Here is a 20,780-nt window from a genome sequence, read left to right as displayed (position 1 = left end):
ACTATATTAAGGCATTCGTTGAGCCCTAAGGCATAGCCGACCTACATGACAGCTTGTTTCATCTGCCCTATAGCATCAGCGCATTGACGACGCGTAGCGACGCTTCTTCGGCAAAGTCCAAACCGGAATAATCGGGGTTATAGCCACCAATAAATGGCACCGCCAAAAGGTAGATGGCCGTATTGGATCCACCGTAGGCATCGGTTACCTGAAAGCTATCGTTTATGGCTATGCCGGGCACGGATAGGTAGTATTCGCCATCCACCCCAACTTGGACCGCTTTTGAATCGTCGGATAAGGATTGCTGGCCGCGTTCACGATCACGAAATCGTATTTTCGCAGGTACGACGGTATCGTCTTGCTTCAAACCGCCAAAAGGAAAATTAGTGTAAGACAGTGCAGGCTGACCAATGCAGTCTACAAACATATCAAAGTGCTTGCTTATTTCCTGGCCATCCTGATCGGTATAGTAATAGTCGACCCCGCGCGAACCACTTGGCTCTACCCGACTATCATCGCCTACATCCACCAGATTTAGAACGCCAGCGCGGTGCAAAGCTAAAATCTCCTCGACCGATTTTTGCGGAACGAAAGCGATAATTAAACTAATCAACGGTTTCAGCGTGGATGTCAGGCGAAGCATATCCTCGGCCGAGAAATATTTTGCTGGATAGTTTAGTGCAAAGCTTAGTACCGCCAATAGTTCTTTCCAATGGATAGACTCCCTACGTTCGATAGATGTGGCAGCCTCCTCATATTCCCATTGCAGCAGCGCGAAGGCATCTTTGTTCCCCCGTTGCTCCAACATCTTCGCGACGAAGTCCTCCATACGTAAACCCTTTACCGATGCATATAGCTCAGGCTGCTTCTCGCGGATACCTTGTAGGAACACATGCTCATAGACGTAGTCCAAAGGCACGAAGCCGTCATTATCGATTAACAGCCGGTCGATTTCATCTTTACGGAGCAATGTGCTGCGCCCGAGCTGCGGATCGTCCAAATGAAAGCGTACTGCGGGTAGCAATCCATTTCTGGAATGCAAGGTCATTTTAAATCGTGGCGAAACACAACTGAGCTCAAATTGACGCACACCGGCCGCATCCGTATAAAAGTAGCCGTTGTTTCGGGCAAGCGTGCGTACAGCATCAATAGCGGTTAGGGAGGCGCCGCGAACGGCAATATTATAGTTAGTTGATTTCGCTAGCTTAAACGGTGGGTAGGGCGAGTCAAAGTAATTGGGTTGCTTGCCTTCCAGCTTTTTCGGCCAATGGTGGCCCGTGCAGATCACAACTTTATCAACTTGCTGTTTGCCTCCTTTATATATAAGCGTCACCGATCCGCCAGCAGCATAGTGTATATCTTTCACTTCCGTTTTAAAACGCAGGTCAACAGTAATACCGCGCTGCTTAGCCTCTTGTAGCACTTCCTTAAATTGCGATTCCAGGTAATCGCCAAAAAGCAGCCTCGGCAAGGCCTTGTAAGCATTAAAGTGCGCCGCTGAAAGATGAAAACGGTCTAGTGTTTCCGTTTGCAGACCTGTCACCCAGTCCTCCAAAGGATCAAGCACTTGCGGAATTTCATTCCCAGATATATTGGTAATATGTTCGTCATTCGCACCGCACTTGCTGTAGGGCATACCTGCACCTACCCGATCCGTCTTCTCAAAGATGATAACTTCCAATTCTCCGCGATATATATCCACCAATCTACGCAATAGGAGCAACGCCGTTGGCCCACCACCAACGATGGCCAAGCGCGTAAAAGATGATTCTTTTTTCATAGGAAATTATGTATAGCCTTAGGACAATTAAAAATAACGTTCGTTCTCTCCGCTATAAAAATTATTTTTTGATTTTCGCAGCGTGTCGGGCGTAGCGGGTCAAACCGGCAAGTAAACCGAATAATGAATGTACGATCCCTTATTCCGAAACTCAGAAAACTTATGCTTGAAAAAAGGGTTTAATACAGTAGTAACATCATTTCGATTTTTCAATCCATCTCGCAACGATTAGAGATTTAATAAATTACGTATACATGCTGTGTTCCATTTTTACTTCTAAAAGACATCTATCGTTTAACCACATATTACTTATCTTTTTCTCGCTGCTGCTACTTGCACCTTGGGATAGTGCTTCAGCACAGGTATTACCCGCTGATACGGCGTCGGCGCCGGCGGCACCAAGCTGGCCAGCAGATTCACTGAACCGACGCACGCCGCGGGGCACCGTATCGGGCTTTATCAGTGCAGTAGCACAAGAGAATTACGACAGGGCCGCGCGCTACCTGCATTCGGATCCTAAACTTCGTAAGAAACGAAACAAGCAAAAGCTAGCACAAGGACTGCAGCAGCTTCTTGATCAAAATGGTAGCATCCTTCCCTACGCGCTGATCAGTGATCGTTATGAAGGGCAAATGAATGATAACCTCGGACCGAACGTCGACAAGGTGGGTACCGCGATACTAAACAATGAATCGTTTGATATTATGGTGGAAAGCACACAGGATAAGAATGGTGCCCCGCTCTGGTTGTTTTCTACGCAGACAATCGAACGCATACCCTTGCCCGTCGAAGAGGAGCTTGTGACGCCCTTGATCACGAAAATTTTGCCGAAAGTGTTGATTGAAAAAAAATGGGGCGGTGTGCCGATAGGTCATTGGATCATCAGCTTCTTTTTGATGTTCATCGCGTATTTTATAGCTTGGGCCGTAACCAAGGCATTGATTTTTATCTTATCGAAGGTTTGGAGAAAAGCAGAGCAAGATGCACAATCACGCATTATCCGTGCTTTTTTCAGACCGGTGCAATTGTTTTTGGCGGTATGGATTTTTGTCTTTGCTACGGAGCAAGCGGACATCTCCATCATTGTGCGTCAACGCTTAAGCAGCCTAAGTGTGATCTTTTATATCTTAGCCACGTTACTGCTAATCTGGCAATTGCTGAATGCCGGGAGCAACATTACGCAGCGTAATCTCGCCAAACGCGGCAATCAGGCAGGTGTTTCGGCAATATTGTTTTTGCGCCGGGCAGCTAAAATTGCGATGGTATTTGTCGCTATTATCGCGGTGCTGGATACTTTTGGTTTTAATGTAACGACCGGAATCGCGGCGCTTGGGATCGGGGGTATCGCACTGGCGCTGGGTGCGCAAAAAACGGTTGAAAATTTTGTGGGTAGCGTGACGTTGATTGCAGATCAACCGGTGCGTGTCGGCGATTTCTGTAAGGTGGGTGATGTCGTCGGCACGGTGGAACAAATTGGTATGCGGTCCACGCAAATCCGCACCAACGAGCGCACGGTGGTCACGATTCCGAATGGGGAGTTCGCCGCGCTTAAGATCGAGAATTTTACACACCGAGATAAATTTCTGTTTGCGCCAAACTTCTACTTTAAGCTGGATAGCACCCCAGAGCAGATCCGCTATCTGCTGGTCGAAATGCGTGCGGTTTTGTATGCGCATCCGAAGGTGGATGCCATTCCGGCACGTATCCGCTTTGTAGGCGTTAGCAAAGATGGGTTGAAGTTTGAGGTTTTTTCCTACATTAACGCCGTTGATTTTGACATGTTTCTTGCCGTACAGGAGGATGTATACCTGTACTTGCTGGATGTTATCAAAAAGAGCGGTACGGAGTTAGCCCGACCGGCACAAAACGTATACATGCAGCCGGCCAATCTCGCGGATAAGGCGATGGAATCGAAAATTGCGGAAACCGTCACAAAATGGAAAGAACAAGATGAGCTGCAGATCCCGGACTTTGAAGAAGAGGCTATTAAAAAATTAAAAGGTACGATTGTCTATCCGCCAGAGGGATCTTCAGCGCATAAGCGTACCTAATGACCAGCGTAGTAACCGATAATCTCTATTACTGAATACTGTATCCGTCATCGGCTAGTCGGTTCTGACTAAATAAAAAGGCTGGCAGCATCAATAGAGAGAAATTAGTTTAATCTTTTGTTAACATAACCTTTTTCTGTATCTTAGGTTACTTCGTTTAAATGTTAAAAAAATAATAATTATGCGTTACTTTCTGGTTTCATGTGCATCGATAATTATGCTGTTTTCTTGCTCTTCGGAGCGATTAAATAGCAATAGTGACAGTGCTTTTTCGGGTTCAAAAGTAAAGGTTTTTTCTTCATGCAGAGAGATAGAAACCATTGTTACCGAAATTTTGTATAAAAATCGCTTGATGGATGATGATAACTCGCAGGTAACCGGTAATCCTTATTTTTTCAAATGTAACTGGAAACAAGAAAATACGTACAGCCCAAATGACGTCTTTATTCTTCGTACAACGAGTGTAAATTACTTCGATGACGTATTAATGAACGCAACTCCGGAAGAAATTTTAGGACGAGTAAATTCCAGGAAAGTAACTGACTCGCGATTGTCAAATAGAATCTACGATAATATACTGATAACGAAAGGCTTTGACCAGATTTTAAAAGCTAATACGTATATCCTTTACGTTTGGAAAGATGGAGGAAGAATAGATCAAGTCGTTATACGGGATACCAATTGGGCTGAAAACGTGCCTGACTTACTCGAAGATTCATCGGTAACGAATATCTTTCTGGCAATGCTGGAATCTAGCAGCTAACCCCTTGTTGTACCGATGCATAGTATCGTCTTGACATCATTGATAAGTAACCTATCTGGACTACGCTGTTGCATATATCGAAACCGCTAAATTTTAAGGCAACTGCCTAAATGATCTGATCGGAAATTTATGACCCTATTATTCGTCAGAAAAAATATGCAACTCTCGCACTATTTTTCGCGAAATGTGATAACTTCGCAAGCAAGCTTAGCCATATCTGTAGCGAGGATCATCTTCACACCACAATAGCGTGAAAATAAAGGCGATTGCATTGGCTGGAAAACGAGTAGCTGTAAAAATTTCTATATGAATCTAATCAAATCACTTAGAACCTATCTATCAATAGGCGCATGTATTACATTATTCTACAGCGCTAACGCGCAGAACCTAGAAAAGATGGCGTGGTATAATGAACCCGACAAATGGAAGGTGGACAACAATGTTTTAACGATGAATGTTACTCCCAAAACCGATTATTGGAGGATATCGCATTATGGCTTTACAGTCGATGATGCTCCATTTTATTATACGGAACGCGGGGGTGAGTTTGAAGTGAAGGTAAAAGTATCAGCAAAATATAATACACGCTTTGACCAGGCAGGACTCATGATTAGAACGGACCATGAAAACTACATTAAAGCGGGTATTGAATACTTAGATGGCAAGTATAACTTAAGTACGGTAGTAACCCATAAAACAAGTGACTGGAGCATCATTCCAGTAGAGAAAGATGTTCCGTTTGTATGGATCAAAGCGTTGCGACGATTAGATGCGATAGAAATTTTCTATTCATTCGATGATGTCAATTATACCATGATGCGCAACGCTTGGATGCAAGATAATTCTCCGGTAAAAGTAGGTGTAATGGCCGCTAGTCCTGACGGCGAAGGATTTGAAGTCAAATTTGAACATTTTACAATCAAGCATCTACCGGATCAAAAACGCTCTAACTGGTTAAAAGTTAATGCCAACTAGCTTTTATTTCATACCATTTCAGGTAAGTATGCACAAATTGGTAAGATTCTCGTACCCGAATGCCCTTACGATAACAGTTAGGGACAGTTCTTAATCAGAACCCCTCTTGGCAATTTGTCAGCAAGACCGCGGTAGATGTAGCCGAACTATGGTTACTTATTTTGACAGATTTTTCAAGCTTTTGCCAGCATAAATTTATTGGCTATGCGTTTGCTTTTGATCAGTAAACCAATTTCTCATTTCTTTTTCAATAACGAGATCATCGCTGGGGTTTGATAAGAGCTGTGCATAGGTGAATTGTTTAACCTCTAAACAATAACGAACCATCAGCTGATAGTGGTAAAGTTCTCTCGGTGCGATCGTATGGTCCTCAAAGGTTATTTCCCAAGAGTCGCTATCGTCATTTTCCAAGCTGCCCAAACTCTTCCGTAGATCATCGTGTAGCGGACCTTGCCTTGCGATATACTCTGCATATCCCTCCCACATCCACTTTGGGAGATTGGCTACAGGGTTAGATTTCCAAAGTCCAAGGTTATCATACTGCAGGCAGTGCGTCATTTCATGTACTAGAAGTTCGATTAAATTCCATTTGTAGCCATTCAATTCCACGTAATTTTCTGCGCAGTTCATCTCACCTTGAAGAACCACTTTATTATCAATGGCCCAAGCAAATGCCGGCCCCAGAATCATTTTTACAAGTTTGGGGTAACTGGATCCGTCATTGAGGCAAATAGTAAGGCCTAAATCTTCTTTATAAAACTCACTTTTCTTTAATAGCGCCTTTGCTTTGTCCAGCGCATCGGGAAACTGCGGATTGATCGTTTTATTATGGTATATGGTAAAACCGTTGTACGTTGTTCGGCTAGCGTATAATAAAACAGGATTTAAGATAATCGTTACGAAAAGTAGGATAAACAGCAATCCTGATACAGCTAATCCTAAAATCCATTTTTTAAGTTGCCTTTTCATATGTAATATAGATTGGAGTTATGTTTAATCCGAAGAAACAAAAATCGTTAAAGCTTCATTTTTAGCTCCTTATCAATTTGATAAAAATAGGTCATCACCGAAGAGAAGATAACAAGATCAGCATAAAGTCTAAAACAGAATAACTAATGTCCGATAAAGTTGTCTATTGTCATACCCAACATAATGGCTGCAAACATAAAAAGGACTGCGCCCAACACATATGCAGCCAACGCTTTACCATAGCTCCCAGGTTTTCCTTCATCAAAGAACTGACCGATAGCCCATGTGTAATATATGATACCAACCACGCCAGCAGTCCCTAGCAAATTGTAATGCAACAGACCCTGGATAAGGGCAAACAAGGCGAATATCAGCATCCCGATGCTCATGACGAAACATAGCAAGATAAGAATTTCAAAAAAATTATAAGGGTATTTTCGGAAGAAAAGCTTAAGACACCATGCAATAAAAACGCCCATAATTATATTAGCATACCCGTAATGGCTTTGTATCCATTTGAAGATCGATACAAGACTAGTATCTGCGACGCCATCGTATTTCATATACTGGTCTTCAATATGAAAAAAACCATTAATAAGACTATATATCAAGGAAGAGATAATGATAAAGATAACCGGCTTCACCAGTCGGGTACGATCATTTGTTAGAAACTGATGGATACTTTTCCCAGGACGTAATAGCAATTGTTGAATGGTGTACAATATCCCCTTCTCAAAATGGAGGATATGTTCAATTTCATGAACGATGTAGTGGCCATTTATGCGTTTTAATTTTAGGGCTCTCCCACAACTAGGGCAGTAGTTGGAATCAACTTCCCCGCTGCAACATGTGCAATTCATACGTATGTTAGTCTAGATTAATAGTATTGTTTATTAGATTACTAACCCGGTTGCACCTGATCAGCTTACGCGAATATAGTATAATAAAATCTTATTTTTCAAGAAATCATTTCCTACTTGCTTTCATAGTATATCTTGAATCTAATTGAGGACTATGTAGCAAAAATCAGATACTATATTGCTTATTATTCCACCTTCCCCATTTAGGATACGAAAATGCGCGATTTGGCTACATTTCAGCGCGGCTAGTCCTCGATATTTGTAATATCAATTTTAAAGAAATGCATATGATCGATCAAAAAACAAACGAAGGTATAACAGATAGCCTGGGTACAAGAAATACAAAGGAAACAAAAGTTTGGTTCATTACGGGCGCATCGCGCGGTTTTGGGCGAATATGGGCGGAGGCAGCACTGAAGCGGGGCGACAAGGTCGCAGCCACAGCCCGCAAGCTGGAAAGCATTGCCGCTTTGAACGAACAATTCGGCGATAATGTGCTTACCTTGGCACTGGATGTCACCAATGCTGTACAAGCGAAGGAAGCCGTGGCGCAAGCTCACGCTCATTTCGGCAGACTGGATATTGTGCTAAACAATGCCGGTTACTCCTTGGTAGGTACGATTGAAGAAGCGAGTGCCGAAGAGGTAAAAGCGATGTATGATACCAATATATTTGGTGCGATTAGCGTCATCCAAGCCGCTTTGCCCCTGCTACGCGAACAGGGCTATGGCCATATCCTAGGCACGTCAAGCAACTTAGGACATGTGACCCTACCGGTGATAGGCTACTACGCCTCTTCGAAATGGGCATTTGAAGCCATCCACGAGAGTCTGGCACTTGAAGTTAAAGACTTCGGTATCAATGTCACCATTATAGAGCCTGGCGCCTACGCAACGGAGTTCGGATCGCAGGAGTCGCTTAAATTTGCAGCGGGTATGGAGGTGTACGAGGATTTCAAAAATAAGTTTTTCCAACAACTCCAAAATATGGAGCGCGGAAATCCAGAAGCTACACCAACCGCCTTGTTTGCAGCTGTTGATAGTGAGAAACCGCCGTTGCGCCTATCCTTAGGCAGCCAGAACCTGGCTTGGGTAACGGATGAATATAACAAGCGTTTAATGGAATGGGAAGCCTGGGAAGATGTAGCGATTGCTGCACAGGGATAAAGACAAAAAAAAGAGAGATAGCCGCTAGTCTCAAGACAATCGGTTATCTTTACTTGAAACCTTGACGACATGAAAAAAGAAGAAAAGCTACCGCACAGTTTCAGCTCACTAGCCGAGGCCGCACGCACTTTTGGTTTACCGGAGCCAAACCATCCGCTTATTGCTATATTGGGTATTGAAAGCACGCAAATCGTCGAACACAACGTTCCGCAATCACATATCCTCAATTTCTACAAAATATCGTATAAGCCCCGTTTAAGCGGCCGCATCAAATACGGCCAGCACTATTACGACTTCGATGAAGGTGGCCTTCTATTTGCAGCGCCCGGACAGATTATTGGCAGTGACGAAACCCACGGTGGCGTATGTTCACAGTATACATTGTTGATCCATCCGGACTTTTTTCTTTCCTACGCGCTGGCCAAAAAGATAAAGCAGTATGGATTCTTCTCCTACTCGGCAAATGAGGCACTGCATCTGTCAGATAAGGAAAAAGCAACCATAATCTCCATTTTTGAAATTATTGAGGAAGAGCTCAACAGCCGGTTGGACGACTTTAGCCAAGATGTAATCATCTCACAAATTGAACTGCTACTCAACTACGCTAACCGGTTTTATCGTCGCCAGTTTATCACACGAAAAGCCGTTAGTAACAACTTACTGCAAAATCTAGAAGATATTTTGGATACGTATTTTGAAAACGAGCAATCGCTGAAGAATGGCATTCCTACGGTGCAATACCTTGCCGATAGCCTCCACATCTCGGCGAGCTACCTAAGCGATATGCTGCGCTCCCTTACGGGGCAAAATGCGCAGCAACACATCCACAACAAATTGATAGAAAGTGCGAAGGAGCAGCTGTCGGTAACGAGCTTGTCCGTAAGCCAAATTGCCTATCGCTTGGGGTTTGAGCACCCCCAATCATTTAGTAAACTGTTTAAGACCAAAACGAATCAGTCTCCGGTAGAGTTTAGAAAGCGCTTTAACTAGCCTAGTTAAACGCTGTGATAGGTCGTCGTAAAAAGCATGCTACCCGTGCGCTTCACCAACAGCGCATGAGCGGAGCTGCAATACCGAAGTCGGCAATAATTTCGCCATACAACACTTACTTATCCGACCAGACGGCCAGCTCATTGCCGGATGGATCGGCAAAATGAAAGCGGTGCCCCCCAGGAAATGAAAACACATCCTTTACAATCGTTCCTTCTGCATCGATTACTTGTTGTTTTGCAAGGGCGAGGTCTTCATGATATAGCACTGTCAGGGCGCCATTGACTACTTCTTCTTCTGTTCGCTCGAAGCCTCCATCTAGACCACTTCCGGCAAACGCAATATAATCTGGACCGTAATCTACAAAAGTCCAGTGAAAAGCTGTGTTATAAAATTCTTTTATAGCGTTCAAATCCTTGGCTTTAAACTCTATATAATTAATGTGGTTATTGATCATAGAATAATCCTAAAAGCTGTATGCAACACAAATTTACATTTTTAAAAAGTAAATCCTCGAAATATATCCTGCCCTGTTTAGAGACGAGACGCGTTGTGGTAAAACTCCTTGATTTCGAAATTATGCTGATTTAGTTTTGTCAATTCTTTGATCAGGTAATAGCGATGGAGAAACCCCGTTAAGACCAGGATTTTTTTACCTGGATACTGAAGAGATATATCGTAGATATTTTGTGCCATGGTCTGGTTCCGCAAGTCCCAAAAACCGGCCATCCGTTCAAACCCATCTTTGTAGCTGATTTTCTCGCCGTCCGGCTTCGTGACAAATCTCTCGGAAAATTCGGATCGCCTATTCGTTATCTTAAGTAGCTCGTTATATTGGTAGCGCTGTCTCTTTTCTGCAAGACTATCTGTCTTCGCATTGTTAAAATGTTCGGGTGCGAGCGCAGCGATGTTCATAAGCTCATTTGTGATATTTTTAAAGGTGCTGTATATATGCTCCTCTTCTATAGTCAGTTTCTTCGTGTTAAATAAGCTATCTATTAATCGGACAGTCAGATTATCCGTAGGCACCATCCCCGCATTTCTTCGATAATTGTTTCTGTCCTCGTAATCAAAGGGAAATCGCAGTAAGCCTGGGTTTTGCTGTAGGTAAGCGTTACTCGCTTGAATTTCATTACCCTTGAAAGCTATTGCGTTAGCTTCATATTCGCTCATTCATTCACGGTCTACTTCGTGTAAAATAATATCAGGCTTTATGTCATTCATGATCGCCAATAAAATTGTCGGATTATAATTCGGGACGCTGTCGTGTATGTTCCCTATAATATAGACTTCTGTATTGGCCCTCTGCCCAAAGGCGTTGTTAATTAATAAAAATAAAGCAGCAAATAGGATCGAATTTTTCATAAGGGGTTTCGCTGAGCAATAATGTTGGTTGATGCAATGTATACTATTCTTTGACGGCAAAAGTGCCTAAAATAAATGGAAAGGACAACCTAAGTAGACAACACAAGGCTAGACGGCCCTAATTTAAAATATCTAGACCCCAGCAATGCGTATACATAGCAGCTAGCCGATTGCACATCGGGATAACTACACCGTGTACAGACTAAAACATCCATAATCGGTTCGTACACCTAACTTTTCACCAATAAAAGCGATGTTATAACGTTTCACAAGATGTTCGATTTTAAAGCTGTGCAAAAGTTTTTTACGGGCGAAATCAAAAATATGCGCTCTGTTGTGCTGTACCAGAACCAGTTTAGCTTAGTCAGCGTTAAAACAAAAAGCGTTTACATCTTTTGAGTATTCGGGAATCTCGATCTCTTTTATCTGAATTTCGTCATAATTAGTGAGGTCGAAATTGCGCATACCCCAACTTCCATATTGCTGCCTTACCACCAGTACTTTATTATCGTCAGCAAACTCGAATTGGTACACCATTTTTCAGTAGCTGTCTGCCTCCAATTTGGAAAAGCTATATTCTTTAGATCTTGCGGATCGCAGACCTAATGTTCATCCCTATAAAGCTGCTGACTTATTCGTTTATTTTCGTTGGCCGAATCCCTTTAACGTTTTGCCAGTCAAGCGAGTTCCATCCGGGTAAGCCCAAAAAAATGATGGATCGTCATATTCAAAAGTAATGGAGTTTGTGCCTACTGACCTATACGCAACAACGGGTGTATCGAGTCTGCGCCACGCGATGGTATCGATTTTCAATAGACTTTTTCTAAATAAGACTTCGGGAATCGGCCCAATGCGCTACTTTCCTATAAAGAAGCCCATTCATATGGCATTATAAAAACACCCATAAAAAAAGAACATGTATAAAAAAGCATCGCTATTGGTATTTGATACGAAAACGGGCAGCTTAGAAAACAGTTTCAAAACTTGGTCGTACTGCCCACTAAACATCGCACTTGATCTAAAGCAGAACAGCATTTTCGTCAGCCAATCTAACGACAACAATATCACCGTATTGGACGGCAACACGGGCGAGATTATTGATAAGGTATACCTCGGCGTTAACAGCTCCCCTATCGGCCCGCTTTACGATGCGGCGAACAACCTTATTTACAGGGCCAATCGGGTAAAGCAGGAAATAGCCGTCGTAGACGCAACGACTTACAAAGTCATCGACCGGATCCCAACCGAAGGGCTGCCGAATACCATTAGCTTGGATCCGCAAACCGGTATAATTTACGTGACAAACAAAGAAGCCAACCGCAATGCGGAGCCCCTGGAAAACGGCAACACGGTTATGAGAATACGGTATAAAAAAGGCTAAAACGACCCCATAATTTCGAACGTCAACATGACTTTATCATTTCGCTTACTCCCCTTACTATGCATATCCGTTGTTTCTACACTTTATGCACAAACAACAATTAAAGGCCGCGTGCTGACGGCGGGCCATGCTCCGCTGGCAGGCGCCACGGTAGCTTTGCTACACTTGCCCGACAGCACGCAAGTTGTCCAGCAACAGAGCGGTGCAGACGGCAGCTATCAATTGCACATCAACAGAAACGGCAGCTATACCTTGCAGGTAAGGGCATTAGGCTTCGCCGAATACCACTCGCCTTACCTGGATCTCAGCGCCGCACAGCAACGATACATGGAGGATGTGTATCTCGACGACGAAGCCACGGAAATTGCGGCTGTCTCCGTGAGTGGGCAGCAGCCGGCCATCCGCCAATATGTGGACAAATTGGTCGTGAACGTCGAGAATTCCGTACTCGCTGAGGGCAATAATATGTTGGAATTGCTGGAAAAAACACCCGGCATTGTATCAGACGGCAAAGGGAATTTTTCCATACAAGGTCGAGCAGGCGCGAATGTACGCATCGACGGACGCGAAACCTACCTCACCGGCGCACAACTGTCCAACCTCCTACGTGGGTTGCAAGCTGCCGATGTCGCGAAACTGGAACTGATGAGCAACCCCTCCGCCCGGGAAGATGCCGCCGGAACCGCAGGCATTATCAATATCGTGACCAAGCGAAACAAACGAAATGGATTCGGAGGAGACGCATTTGTGCGCGGCTCGCAAACCCGACGTTCGCAAGGAACCGTGGGAGGAAGTATCCACTACAAAGTCAGCGGCCTAAATATCTATGCGAACGGCTCGGTGGGAAGGGAATACTCGGAAGACAGCACACGGATAGAACGTCAATTTTTCAACGGTGGTCAGCTCCAGACTACGCAGCGGCAAAAGGAAACAAAAGAGCTGAGCCCAGGTAAATTTCACAGCCTACGCACAGGCGCCAGCTACGAGTTTCAAGATGGTGGCGTCCTCGATGCCAGCTTTCACTGGCTTCGTGGACGCTTCATCAGCAGCGCATTAATTGCTATGGAAACCAGCACGAGCAGCGGCTCTATCACACAATTTGCCAGCACGCAGAATAATTTTGATGAACAGTTTAACAACCTAAACTTCAACATCAATTACGTCAATAAGTATGCTGGTGAAGATCATTTTTTGAAAATTAACTTCGACTACGCGCCCCACAGCAACGATTATAACAACCGTTTTCGGACAGATATAAACGACCTACCGAGCAGCAACATTCGTACGTCAGCACGGGCGAACGTACAAGAGCTGACTAATACGACCTATGCTGGACGGTTGGATTACAGCAAACCCTTTAGCGAGCAGGCCAAGCTGGAAATGGGCTGGAAGGCCACCTATTTCTTTATTGACAATGACGTGCTCAATGATACGTTGCGTGGCGACGACTGGCAGCGTGATGCCAATACCTCCAACCAATTTCAATACACACAACATATACAGGCGGCTTATTTGCTCTATTCTGGAAAAATAAAGCGCTTCGAGTACCAGGCCGGTTTGCGTGGGGAATATACCTTTATCAAAGCCAATCAACTAACACTTGATGACATCAGCCGTCAGCGGTATTTCGATTTGTTTCCTAATGGCTTTCTGTTGTATAACATGAATGATAATCATAGCATCCGTGGTTCATTCAGCAGCCGCATCGAGCGGCCCGGAGATCACGATATCAATGCCTTTCGGATCTACGAGGATGCCTTTACCTATTCCGAAGGTAATCCAGAGCTGAAGCCCGAGCGCAGCTATATCAGCGAGATCGGCCATGCCTATAAAAATTCGCTCATCAGCACGCTCAGTATGAGCTATGGTTATGACGTAATCAATTGGATTGCGCGCGCAGGAAGCAATCCCGGCGAAAACCTGACGCGCCCAGTGAACATAGGCAACTATAAAAACTACAGTGCCAGCGTGATGTACAACCATCGCATAAGCTCATGGTGGTCGGCCAATCATTATGCCAATGCCTTCCACAACCGATACCGTGGCGAGATTGAAGACATCGTGTTGGATTCGGAAGGTTCTAGCTGGTCGGCAAACAGCCGCCATACCCTGGAGTTGCGCTGGGGCCTGCGTACAGAGATATCGGGCTATTATAACTCGGGTGTAACGACGGGCGCCATGCGAACGGATGAACGCTATGGCTTAGACCTAGCCGCAGAAAAGAAGCTGATCAACGATCGGGCCATGCTAAAACTGGCCGTCACAGGCCTAATCCGTAACGGCAACCCCCGTTATACAAGCACCTATGGCGACTTGGTCGTTAGGAACTCCGCCTATCCCGACAACAGAAAGGTAATGCTCTCATTAAGCTACCTCTTTGGTGATTGATACGAAGCTTACGCAAATTAAAGGAATAATGTTATGCGCCACAATAAAACACAGCAGGCTATATTGGACGTATTAAACGAACAACCGCATCCGGTATACGCCGATTATATCTTTATGCAGCTCAATCTGCTAAGCAAATGCCACAGTTATGCGGCGATATATCGCAACATCCGGGTACTGTGTGAACAAGGATTAGTAATAGCAGAGAAGACAGGGAGCGCAAGACGAAAAAAAATACAAATTGTCCGTTGAAAAATAGCTGCAGGAAAACAAAAACATTATTTATAATAATTCTAAATAATTGTATATTTGCGCTGCCTTGGATCAACAAACATCGCCTATACACGTTAATCATGCTACGTTCGAGCAACTGTTCGAGCGGTATTGGAAACGTATGTATGCCTTTGCGGTAAAGATTACTACGGACGAGGAAGATGCCAAAGAGATTGTGCAGGATATTTTTAAATCCTTATGGGAAAGACGTGAAGCGCTCAATATACAGGATGCCGAAAGGTATTTACTGCGCTCAGTAAAACTTAAAACGATGGAATACATCCGCAACAAATCAACTCGGCAACGGCACCATGATGTGATCTTAAACACAGCGCAGATCGAGTATGAAGACCAGCAGGTGGAATGGAAAGAACTGAATGGAAAGGTGCATGCACTGGTTGAAGCACTGCCCAAACAATGCAAAAACGTATTTAAAATGAGCCGGGAAGAAGGCCTGACCAACAAAGAGATCGCCGGGCTGCTGTTTATTTCAGAACGTGCCGTCGAGTACCACATCAGCAAGGCCGTCTCTACACTGCGATTAGCGCTAAAAAGATGTTATTGAAACCCTTTTTTCCTAGTCAAGATAAGGCCTTTCCTTTTAGGGTAAAGTTTCTATTTATTAAACAGTTTGTCCAGCCCTCATCCCTTCCGTCCTTAGCCAGGACATGGCGTTCCTTTTGTAGGGCAAAAGGAACCAAAACCCCGTCGCTTACTTTTGTTGCATCCTTATTGGATAGTGCAAAGCCAAATGTCTACAGACGCAACAAAACTGATGCGACATGCCGTTTAATAAAGGAAGGTGCAATTGAAAGTAAAAATTCAAAAGTTAAAAGTTAAAAGTCAAAAGTGAGAAGTTACAAGTTAAAAGTGAAGAGTTAAAATGCAAGAATGATAATTTGAAAGTCAAAGATCGCATTTCCAAATACCAAAATCTGCATCCTAACATCTCACTACTAATATCTAGATTCTCACTACTGCCCCAGAAAGATTGCTTCGTTGTGCCTCCTCGCAAAGACGCTCATTTTCGCATTACGCAATACGCACTACGCGTCACCCATTCTCCATACTAAGTACTATATACTACGCATCTAAAACATACCTCTATTACGCATGATCCATCAACCTAGTAGTCTCGCTAAAGCAAAAGTGAAAATTGCTTCCTCGTGCCTCCTCGCAAGGACGTTCATTTTCGCATTACGCACTACGCATTACCCACTTCACCCATTCTACATACTAAGTACTATAATCTACATACTAGTCAAGCAATACACCCTACACAATACTCGCAAATATATATTATCTTTGTTTTGTGGATAAGTTGAAGATCAGCAAAGAACTCTTGGAACGCTATGAACTTGGTCAATGTACCGAGCAGGAACAGGCTACCGTAAGACTTTGGATGGATGCTGATGATTTAGCGCTGGATGAATCGCTATCCGTGGAGGATCTCGGCGTCGAGCAGGATAACACAACCTCGGCAAATCAGAGCGATGCGAAAGATCGGGTCGTCAAACAGGAGCTGTGGCACAACATCAGTGCACATATGCAGCGCCCATCTTCAGCTATGGAAACAAAAAAAGCCTGGTCTTCCTCCTCGGTCGGCTACCGCGAACTGCGCAAAAGGTCCTTCCGGCAGGCGCCTACTTGGCTGTCCATTGCGGCGGCAGCAGCTGTATTCTTGTGCATAGATTGGTGGACGCTGTCTAAGAGCAACAGCAAATCGGGGAATTTTAATGCAACTAACTCCGAACAATCATTGATGCTTTGGGAGGAAGATGGCTTCGCGTTAACACTGAGTCAAAATAGCTCTGCCTCAATCAACTTGCAAAGCGAAAACATTACCGTATCAGGCGACGTACTTTTTACGCCAAAGCGAGATTTCGTGTTGCATGATAAATATGGGAAAACAGATTTTGATTTTCGCCAAGGCCAAGTTTACTATATATCCACGAATCCCAATACCAGCAAATTGATGGTGTTCTCCAAGCGTGAGCTCCAATATTTGCCGCCTATTCTTCAAAAACATATTCGTAAGCAGTTTAACCTCACCTAGACAATGCGCCTGTTTACCTGCTCCTCGCCTACCTATTTTATAACCCTATGTATAGCCTTTGTAGCAGCCGGTCTCGGAGTTTCGTGTAATACATCTGGAGGAAGCTCAGACAGCGACAGCGAACAAGAGTTGCTAGCGCCCGACACAAACAATCCCTTTGTGCCTGCGTACTCCTTATTTGCCAGTAAAGCTGGCAAAAACACGTTTATTTTCATTGATAGCAGCTGGACGCGCATATCCACTGCACCGATACCACACGCCGAGTTCAATCGGGAATTCATTTTGCGGAAGGGACATCTCTACCAAGTTAATCCAAAGACGGACTACTTAATTCAATACCGAATCGGATTCGACGGCTTAGCGGCGTTAGATTCGATACAACTGATTAACGACAACATCGAACAATACCACTGGAAAAATGATTCGGATACCCTGTTAATCTGTAATGTCGTACATGCTGGACAGGAGACTGCGCGCTTTTACGAAATTGACACCAAGAACTTTTCGTTACTTCGCGAGGCCGAACTGCCTTTACCAGCAGCTGTAAACGATTTTGATATCCTCAGCCTGGGCTTGTTACGATACCAGAACGATAAACTATGGATAGCCTATGCCTACAGCAAGATGCTGAGTCGCACGGCATACAGCACAATAGATACGATGTATTACCGGACGCTAGACTTCGCCTCACTCCGCGTATTATCGGAACAAAAAGACACTCGATCAGCCAACCCTGGCGGGATCAATACCATACAGTCATATAGTGGCACAGCCGAAAATGGCGACTTTTATTTTATGAGCGGACCTGGGATTGCTGCTGGAAACGCCATGCATCTGCCTACAGCTATATTCCGAAGGAAACATGGTACAGAACAGGTTGATCAACAGTTTATGATCAATGTGTCCGAGCAGATCGGTAACCATGCTTATGGCTTCTGGTACCTGGGTGATAACCAGGCGCTGGTGCGCAGCGAACAGGCAGACAAGTTTGCGGATTTTTCAAATCACCACTTGGTACATCAGTTTGATTATTTTCTGACGGATCTGCGATCCGGCAAGATGGCAAAACTGCCTCTTCCGCTTGATAAAGGTACCCGCAAAGAAAACTTGGTTCAGCAAGGCAACGACCTCTACATTGCCATTGATGATGCAGACGATCGGCATAGCGTATGGCGTTATGACTTGAATTCCAAGAAAGCTACCCGTTACCTAAGTCCTAAACTTTCAATCGATTATCTCCTACGATTGGATAAAATCCGATAATTTCGGCTTTTTTTTACACCTGACCTTCGGTAATGACACGCATACGCTACTTTCTTATGTGTCATTAATCTAAATAAATATATGTTAGGTCTTAAATGGAGACTTTGTCTTCTCCTGTGTATCGCCGTATGTGGAGCATACGGACAGGTCGCGGGCGTAAATGGGTGGGTGAAAAGTAAAGATAATCAAGGGCTGGAAGGCGTTACCATACGTATCAGACAGCAAGAAGCCGTAGCTACACGAACGGATGCATCCGGGAAATATTCGCTTTCGGCATTAGCATCTGGCGAATACACCATCGAAACCCAGCTAGTGGGTTATAAAAGCCAGCAGAAAACGATTCGTATTGATTCAAGTGTATCCACAACAGTCAATTTCACCTTGGAAGAATCTGCTGAGCATATCGAGCAAGTGGAGGTAACTGGGCAAAGCAAAACCAAAGAGATGTTGCAATCTGGCTTTAACGTCAACGTGATTGAGACCCAGCAATATGCAAACACGAATGCCGACATCAATCAAATCTTAAATAGAAGTACGGGCGTTCGCGTTCGGGAACAAGGTGGATTAGGCTCTAACTATTCCTTTTCCATCAATGGGATGTCTGGCAATCATATTAAATTTTTTATAGATGGCGTGCCTATTGAAGCTTATGGCAGCGGCATGTCATTTAATAATATTCCAGTGAATATTGTGGAGCGTATTGAAGTATACAAGGGTGTCATCCCAGCGCATCTCACCTCGGACGCCTTGGGCGGTGCCGTCAATATCATCACGAAACGTGACCGTCGCAAGTCGATCGATGCCAGCTATAGCTTTGGCTCGTTTAACACGCATCGGGCAGGGCTAAGTGGAAGCTACACCGACCCGAAAAAAGGGCTGCATGTCAATGTCAATTCCTTTTATAATTATTCGGATAACGATTACCGCATGTATAGCAATCCGGAAGCCCGCGTTTACCTGGATGTAGTAAACCCGAACAATTCCAATCAGTTTGATACCATTTCCTCTGCCAAGCGCTTTCACGATGCATACCGATCGTATATGACGCAGGTAGAAGCCGGATTATCTAGCAAACGATGGGCCGATGTATTTGTGCTGGGCCTTACCTACAACAACATTTATAACGAGGTACAGACCGGTGCTACGCAACAAAAGGTTTACGGTCACGTGTTTGAAACGAGCCGAAGTATCGTCCCTAGCCTGCGCTATCGCAAGGAAAACCTCTTTGCAGAAGGTCTGTCAGCCACCATCTTTGCTAATTTTGCGAACGATCGCTCAGTAGTAACGGATACCAGTTCCTACCGTGTATACCGATGGGATGGTCGGCCAGACAGCTATTTCCCGGAAGCGGGCGAGATCAACCTGACCAAATCCATACGGCATTACCAAGGCTATAACAGCCTAGTGCAAAGCACGTTGAACTACGAGATAACCGCAAAACAAATCGTGAACCTCACGCATTCATTTACCGGCAATCATCGTAAAAGCTACAATGAGATTGACCCCTACAACCACAGCTTCCGACAGAACAACCGCGTGAGCCGCCATGTGCTGGGATTAAATTACATGCACGATTTTTTCGAGAAGAAGTGGCGCAATCAACTGTTTAGCAAATACTATCATTTTGGCGGGCGTGTAGAAAATGCAGATAGCTCGGAAAGCCGGCAGTCTAAAAGCTACTTGGGCTATGGAGCGGCTTCCAGTTACGTCTTTACTAACGGGCTTGGCGTGAAAGCGTCTTACGAACACGCTTATCGTTTGCCAACCCTAGTGGAACTTTTTGGAAACGGCGTAGATGTATACCCCAATGCTGGACTGGTTCCCGAAAGTAGTGATAATTACAATCTAGGCATTTTTTACAATGGAATTTTGCGAGAGAAGCATGGCATCTATGCAAGTGCAGCCATATTTTACCGGAATGCAGACAACTACATACACCGCACGCCGCCGGGGGTGGTTTCTGGCTCGTCAGAGAGCTTTAGCCAATACTATAACTACGGCGGGATACAGGTCGAGGGAGCGGAAGCGGAGATCACCTATTCGTACGGAAATCTATTAAAGTTCACTGCCAATGCCAGCTACGAAAGCGCAGTAGACCGGGAACAATATGTTCGCGGCACAAACCGCATCAAAGTGACCTATGGCAATAGACTGCCGGATAAGCCTTGGCTATATGGGAATACAGACTTCATCATCGGCAAGAACGATCTGTTGGGCGTAGGCACACGATTGGAATTCAATTGGTTTATGCAGTATGTCAACGAATACTCGACCACTTGGTCCAAGCTGGGTGATCGATCGACCAACTACTACATCCCTACGCAGTGGATCCAGAATGTAGGGTTGACCTATTCCCTTAGGAATGGCCTTTACAACTTCACCTTGGAGTGTCGCAACCTGACCGACCAGATTGCCTACGACAATTCCAAGCTCCAGAAACCCGGACGATCTGCCTCTTTAAAATTTCGTTACAATTTAAATATTCATTAATTAACACATT

17 protein-coding genes are annotated in these 20,780 nt (G+C 44.5%); 11 read left to right on the top strand and 6 right to left on the bottom strand.

Annotated features, from left to right (window positions below; translation table 11 throughout):
• Nucleotides 1–67 precede the first annotated feature (67 nt).
• Nucleotides 68–1,780 carry an FAD/NAD(P)-binding protein gene (locus B0I21_RS10570; protein ID WP_133640449.1) on the bottom strand — a complete coding sequence of 571 codons (1,713 nt, stop codon included), beginning with the start codon at nt 1,778–1,780 and terminating at the stop codon, nt 68–70.
• Nucleotides 1,781–2,034: 254 nt separating this feature from the next.
• Here B0I21_RS10570 and B0I21_RS10565 point away from each other — a divergent pair, with 254 nt between their 5' ends.
• The 3 genes from B0I21_RS10565 (at nt 2,035) to B0I21_RS10555 (ending at nt 5,569) form a co-directional block, all read left to right on the top strand.
• Nucleotides 2,035–3,831 (top strand): mechanosensitive ion channel family protein, encoded by a 1,797-nt coding sequence (locus tag B0I21_RS10565; protein ID WP_133640448.1) that lies wholly within the window; start codon nt 2,035–2,037, stop codon nt 3,829–3,831.
• A gap of 181 nt (nt 3,832–4,012) precedes the next feature.
• Nucleotides 4,013–4,594 (top strand): hypothetical protein, encoded by a 582-nt coding sequence (locus tag B0I21_RS10560; RefSeq protein WP_133640447.1) that lies wholly within the window; start codon nt 4,013–4,015, stop codon nt 4,592–4,594.
• Nucleotides 4,595–4,900: 306 nt separating this feature from the next.
• On the top strand, nt 4,901–5,569 hold the full coding sequence (locus tag B0I21_RS10555; protein ID WP_133640446.1) for a DUF1349 domain-containing protein: 669 nt from the start codon (nt 4,901–4,903) through the stop codon (nt 5,567–5,569).
• Between the two features lie 195 nt (nt 5,570–5,764).
• Here B0I21_RS10555 and B0I21_RS10550 read toward each other — a convergent pair whose 3' ends face one another.
• A complete protein-coding gene (locus tag B0I21_RS10550; RefSeq protein ID WP_133640445.1) occupies nt 5,765–6,538 on the bottom strand; it encodes a hypothetical protein in 774 nt (257 codons plus the stop codon).
• A gap of 143 nt (nt 6,539–6,681) precedes the next feature.
• Nucleotides 6,682–7,398: a DUF3667 domain-containing protein gene (locus B0I21_RS10545; protein WP_133640444.1), complete on the bottom strand. Its 717-nt coding sequence runs from the start codon at nt 7,396–7,398 to the stop codon at nt 6,682–6,684.
• 287 nt (nt 7,399–7,685) lie between these two features.
• Here B0I21_RS10545 and B0I21_RS10540 point away from each other — a divergent pair, with 287 nt between their 5' ends.
• On the top strand, nt 7,686–8,564 hold the full coding sequence (locus B0I21_RS10540; RefSeq protein ID WP_133640443.1) for an SDR family NAD(P)-dependent oxidoreductase: 879 nt from the start codon (nt 7,686–7,688) through the stop codon (nt 8,562–8,564).
• A 69-nt stretch (nt 8,565–8,633) separates the two neighbouring features.
• Complete coding sequence (locus B0I21_RS10535; RefSeq protein ID WP_133640442.1) at nt 8,634–9,554, top strand: helix-turn-helix domain-containing protein; 921 nt, start codon at nt 8,634–8,636, stop codon at nt 9,552–9,554.
• A gap of 115 nt (nt 9,555–9,669) precedes the next feature.
• Here the strand turns inward: B0I21_RS10535 and B0I21_RS10530 are convergent, their stop codons facing one another.
• The 3 genes from B0I21_RS10530 to B0I21_RS20130 form a co-directional block, all read right to left on the bottom strand.
• Complete coding sequence (locus B0I21_RS10530; RefSeq protein ID WP_208292320.1) at nt 9,670–10,011, bottom strand: VOC family protein; 342 nt, start codon at nt 10,009–10,011, stop codon at nt 9,670–9,672.
• A gap of 77 nt (nt 10,012–10,088) precedes the next feature.
• Nucleotides 10,089–10,727: a hypothetical protein gene (locus B0I21_RS10525; RefSeq protein WP_243836035.1), complete on the bottom strand. Its 639-nt coding sequence runs from the start codon at nt 10,725–10,727 to the stop codon at nt 10,089–10,091.
• A gap of 552 nt (nt 10,728–11,279) precedes the next feature.
• On the bottom strand, nt 11,280–11,456 hold the full coding sequence (locus B0I21_RS20130; protein ID WP_166637833.1) for a hypothetical protein: 177 nt from the start codon (nt 11,454–11,456) through the stop codon (nt 11,280–11,282).
• A gap of 379 nt (nt 11,457–11,835) precedes the next feature.
• Between B0I21_RS20130 and B0I21_RS10520 the strand changes: the two genes are divergently transcribed.
• From B0I21_RS10520 to B0I21_RS10495, 6 genes are all read left to right on the top strand, one after another.
• The gene (locus tag B0I21_RS10520; RefSeq protein ID WP_133640441.1) at nt 11,836–12,300 is read left to right on the top strand and encodes a YncE family protein; all 465 of its coding nucleotides are present in this window, start codon (nt 11,836–11,838) and stop codon (nt 12,298–12,300) included.
• Nucleotides 12,301–12,327: 27 nt separating this feature from the next.
• Nucleotides 12,328–14,688: an outer membrane beta-barrel family protein gene (locus B0I21_RS10515; RefSeq protein ID WP_133640440.1), complete on the top strand. Its 2,361-nt coding sequence runs from the start codon at nt 12,328–12,330 to the stop codon at nt 14,686–14,688.
• A 319-nt stretch (nt 14,689–15,007) separates the two neighbouring features.
• Nucleotides 15,008–15,526: an RNA polymerase sigma-70 factor gene (locus tag B0I21_RS10510; protein ID WP_243836033.1), complete on the top strand. Its 519-nt coding sequence runs from the start codon at nt 15,008–15,010 to the stop codon at nt 15,524–15,526.
• A gap of 747 nt (nt 15,527–16,273) precedes the next feature.
• Entirely contained in the window at nt 16,274–17,017 is a 744-nt protein-coding gene (locus B0I21_RS10505; RefSeq protein WP_133640439.1) for a hypothetical protein, read from the top strand.
• 3 nt (nt 17,018–17,020) lie between these two features.
• Complete coding sequence (locus B0I21_RS10500) at nt 17,021–18,280, top strand: hypothetical protein (RefSeq protein WP_133640438.1); 1,260 nt, start codon at nt 17,021–17,023, stop codon at nt 18,278–18,280.
• Between the two features lie 81 nt (nt 18,281–18,361).
• The gene (locus tag B0I21_RS10495; protein WP_133640437.1) at nt 18,362–20,770 is read left to right on the top strand and encodes a TonB-dependent receptor; all 2,409 of its coding nucleotides are present in this window, start codon (nt 18,362–18,364) and stop codon (nt 20,768–20,770) included.
• The last annotated feature ends 10 nt before the right edge of the window (nt 20,771–20,780 follow it).

It is taken from the genome of Sphingobacterium paludis (genome assembly GCF_004364125.1).
In the GTDB taxonomy this organism is placed as follows: Bacteria; Bacteroidota; Bacteroidia; order Sphingobacteriales; family Sphingobacteriaceae; genus Sphingobacterium; species Sphingobacterium paludis.
Note: the sequence above shows the minus strand (reverse complement) of the source record. Positions and strands in the feature narration are given on the sequence as shown.

Bases quoted from the DNA above. Each gene is read 5' to 3' on its own strand.
- B0I21_RS10555 (WP_133640446.1), top strand. From the start codon at position 4,901: ATGAATCTAATCAAATCACTTAGAACCTATCTATCAATAGGCGCATGT.
- B0I21_RS10525 (WP_243836035.1), bottom strand. From the start codon at position 10,727: ATGAGCGAATATGAAGCTAACGCAATAGCTTTCAAGGGTAATGAAATT.
- B0I21_RS10520 (WP_133640441.1), top strand. From the start codon at position 11,836: ATGTATAAAAAAGCATCGCTATTGGTATTTGATACGAAAACGGGCAGC.
- B0I21_RS10530 (WP_208292320.1), bottom strand. From the start codon at position 10,011: ATGATCAATAACCACATTAATTATATAGAGTTTAAAGCCAAGGATTTG.
- B0I21_RS10550 (WP_133640445.1), bottom strand. From the start codon at position 6,538: ATGAAAAGGCAACTTAAAAAATGGATTTTAGGATTAGCTGTATCAGGA.
- B0I21_RS10515 (WP_133640440.1), top strand. From the start codon at position 12,328: ATGACTTTATCATTTCGCTTACTCCCCTTACTATGCATATCCGTTGTT.
- B0I21_RS20130 (WP_166637833.1), bottom strand. From the start codon at position 11,456: ATGGTGTACCAATTCGAGTTTGCTGACGATAATAAAGTACTGGTGGTA.
- B0I21_RS10560 (WP_133640447.1), top strand. From the start codon at position 4,013: ATGCGTTACTTTCTGGTTTCATGTGCATCGATAATTATGCTGTTTTCT.
- B0I21_RS10495 (WP_133640437.1), top strand. From the start codon at position 18,362: ATGTTAGGTCTTAAATGGAGACTTTGTCTTCTCCTGTGTATCGCCGTA.
- B0I21_RS10570 (WP_133640449.1), bottom strand. From the start codon at position 1,780: ATGAAAAAAGAATCATCTTTTACGCGCTTGGCCATCGTTGGTGGTGGG.
- B0I21_RS10535 (WP_133640442.1), top strand. From the start codon at position 8,634: ATGAAAAAAGAAGAAAAGCTACCGCACAGTTTCAGCTCACTAGCCGAG.
- B0I21_RS10500 (WP_133640438.1), top strand. From the start codon at position 17,021: ATGCGCCTGTTTACCTGCTCCTCGCCTACCTATTTTATAACCCTATGT.
- B0I21_RS10545 (WP_133640444.1), bottom strand. From the start codon at position 7,398: ATGAATTGCACATGTTGCAGCGGGGAAGTTGATTCCAACTACTGCCCT.
- B0I21_RS10540 (WP_133640443.1), top strand. From the start codon at position 7,686: ATGATCGATCAAAAAACAAACGAAGGTATAACAGATAGCCTGGGTACA.
- B0I21_RS10565 (WP_133640448.1), top strand. From the start codon at position 2,035: ATGCTGTGTTCCATTTTTACTTCTAAAAGACATCTATCGTTTAACCAC.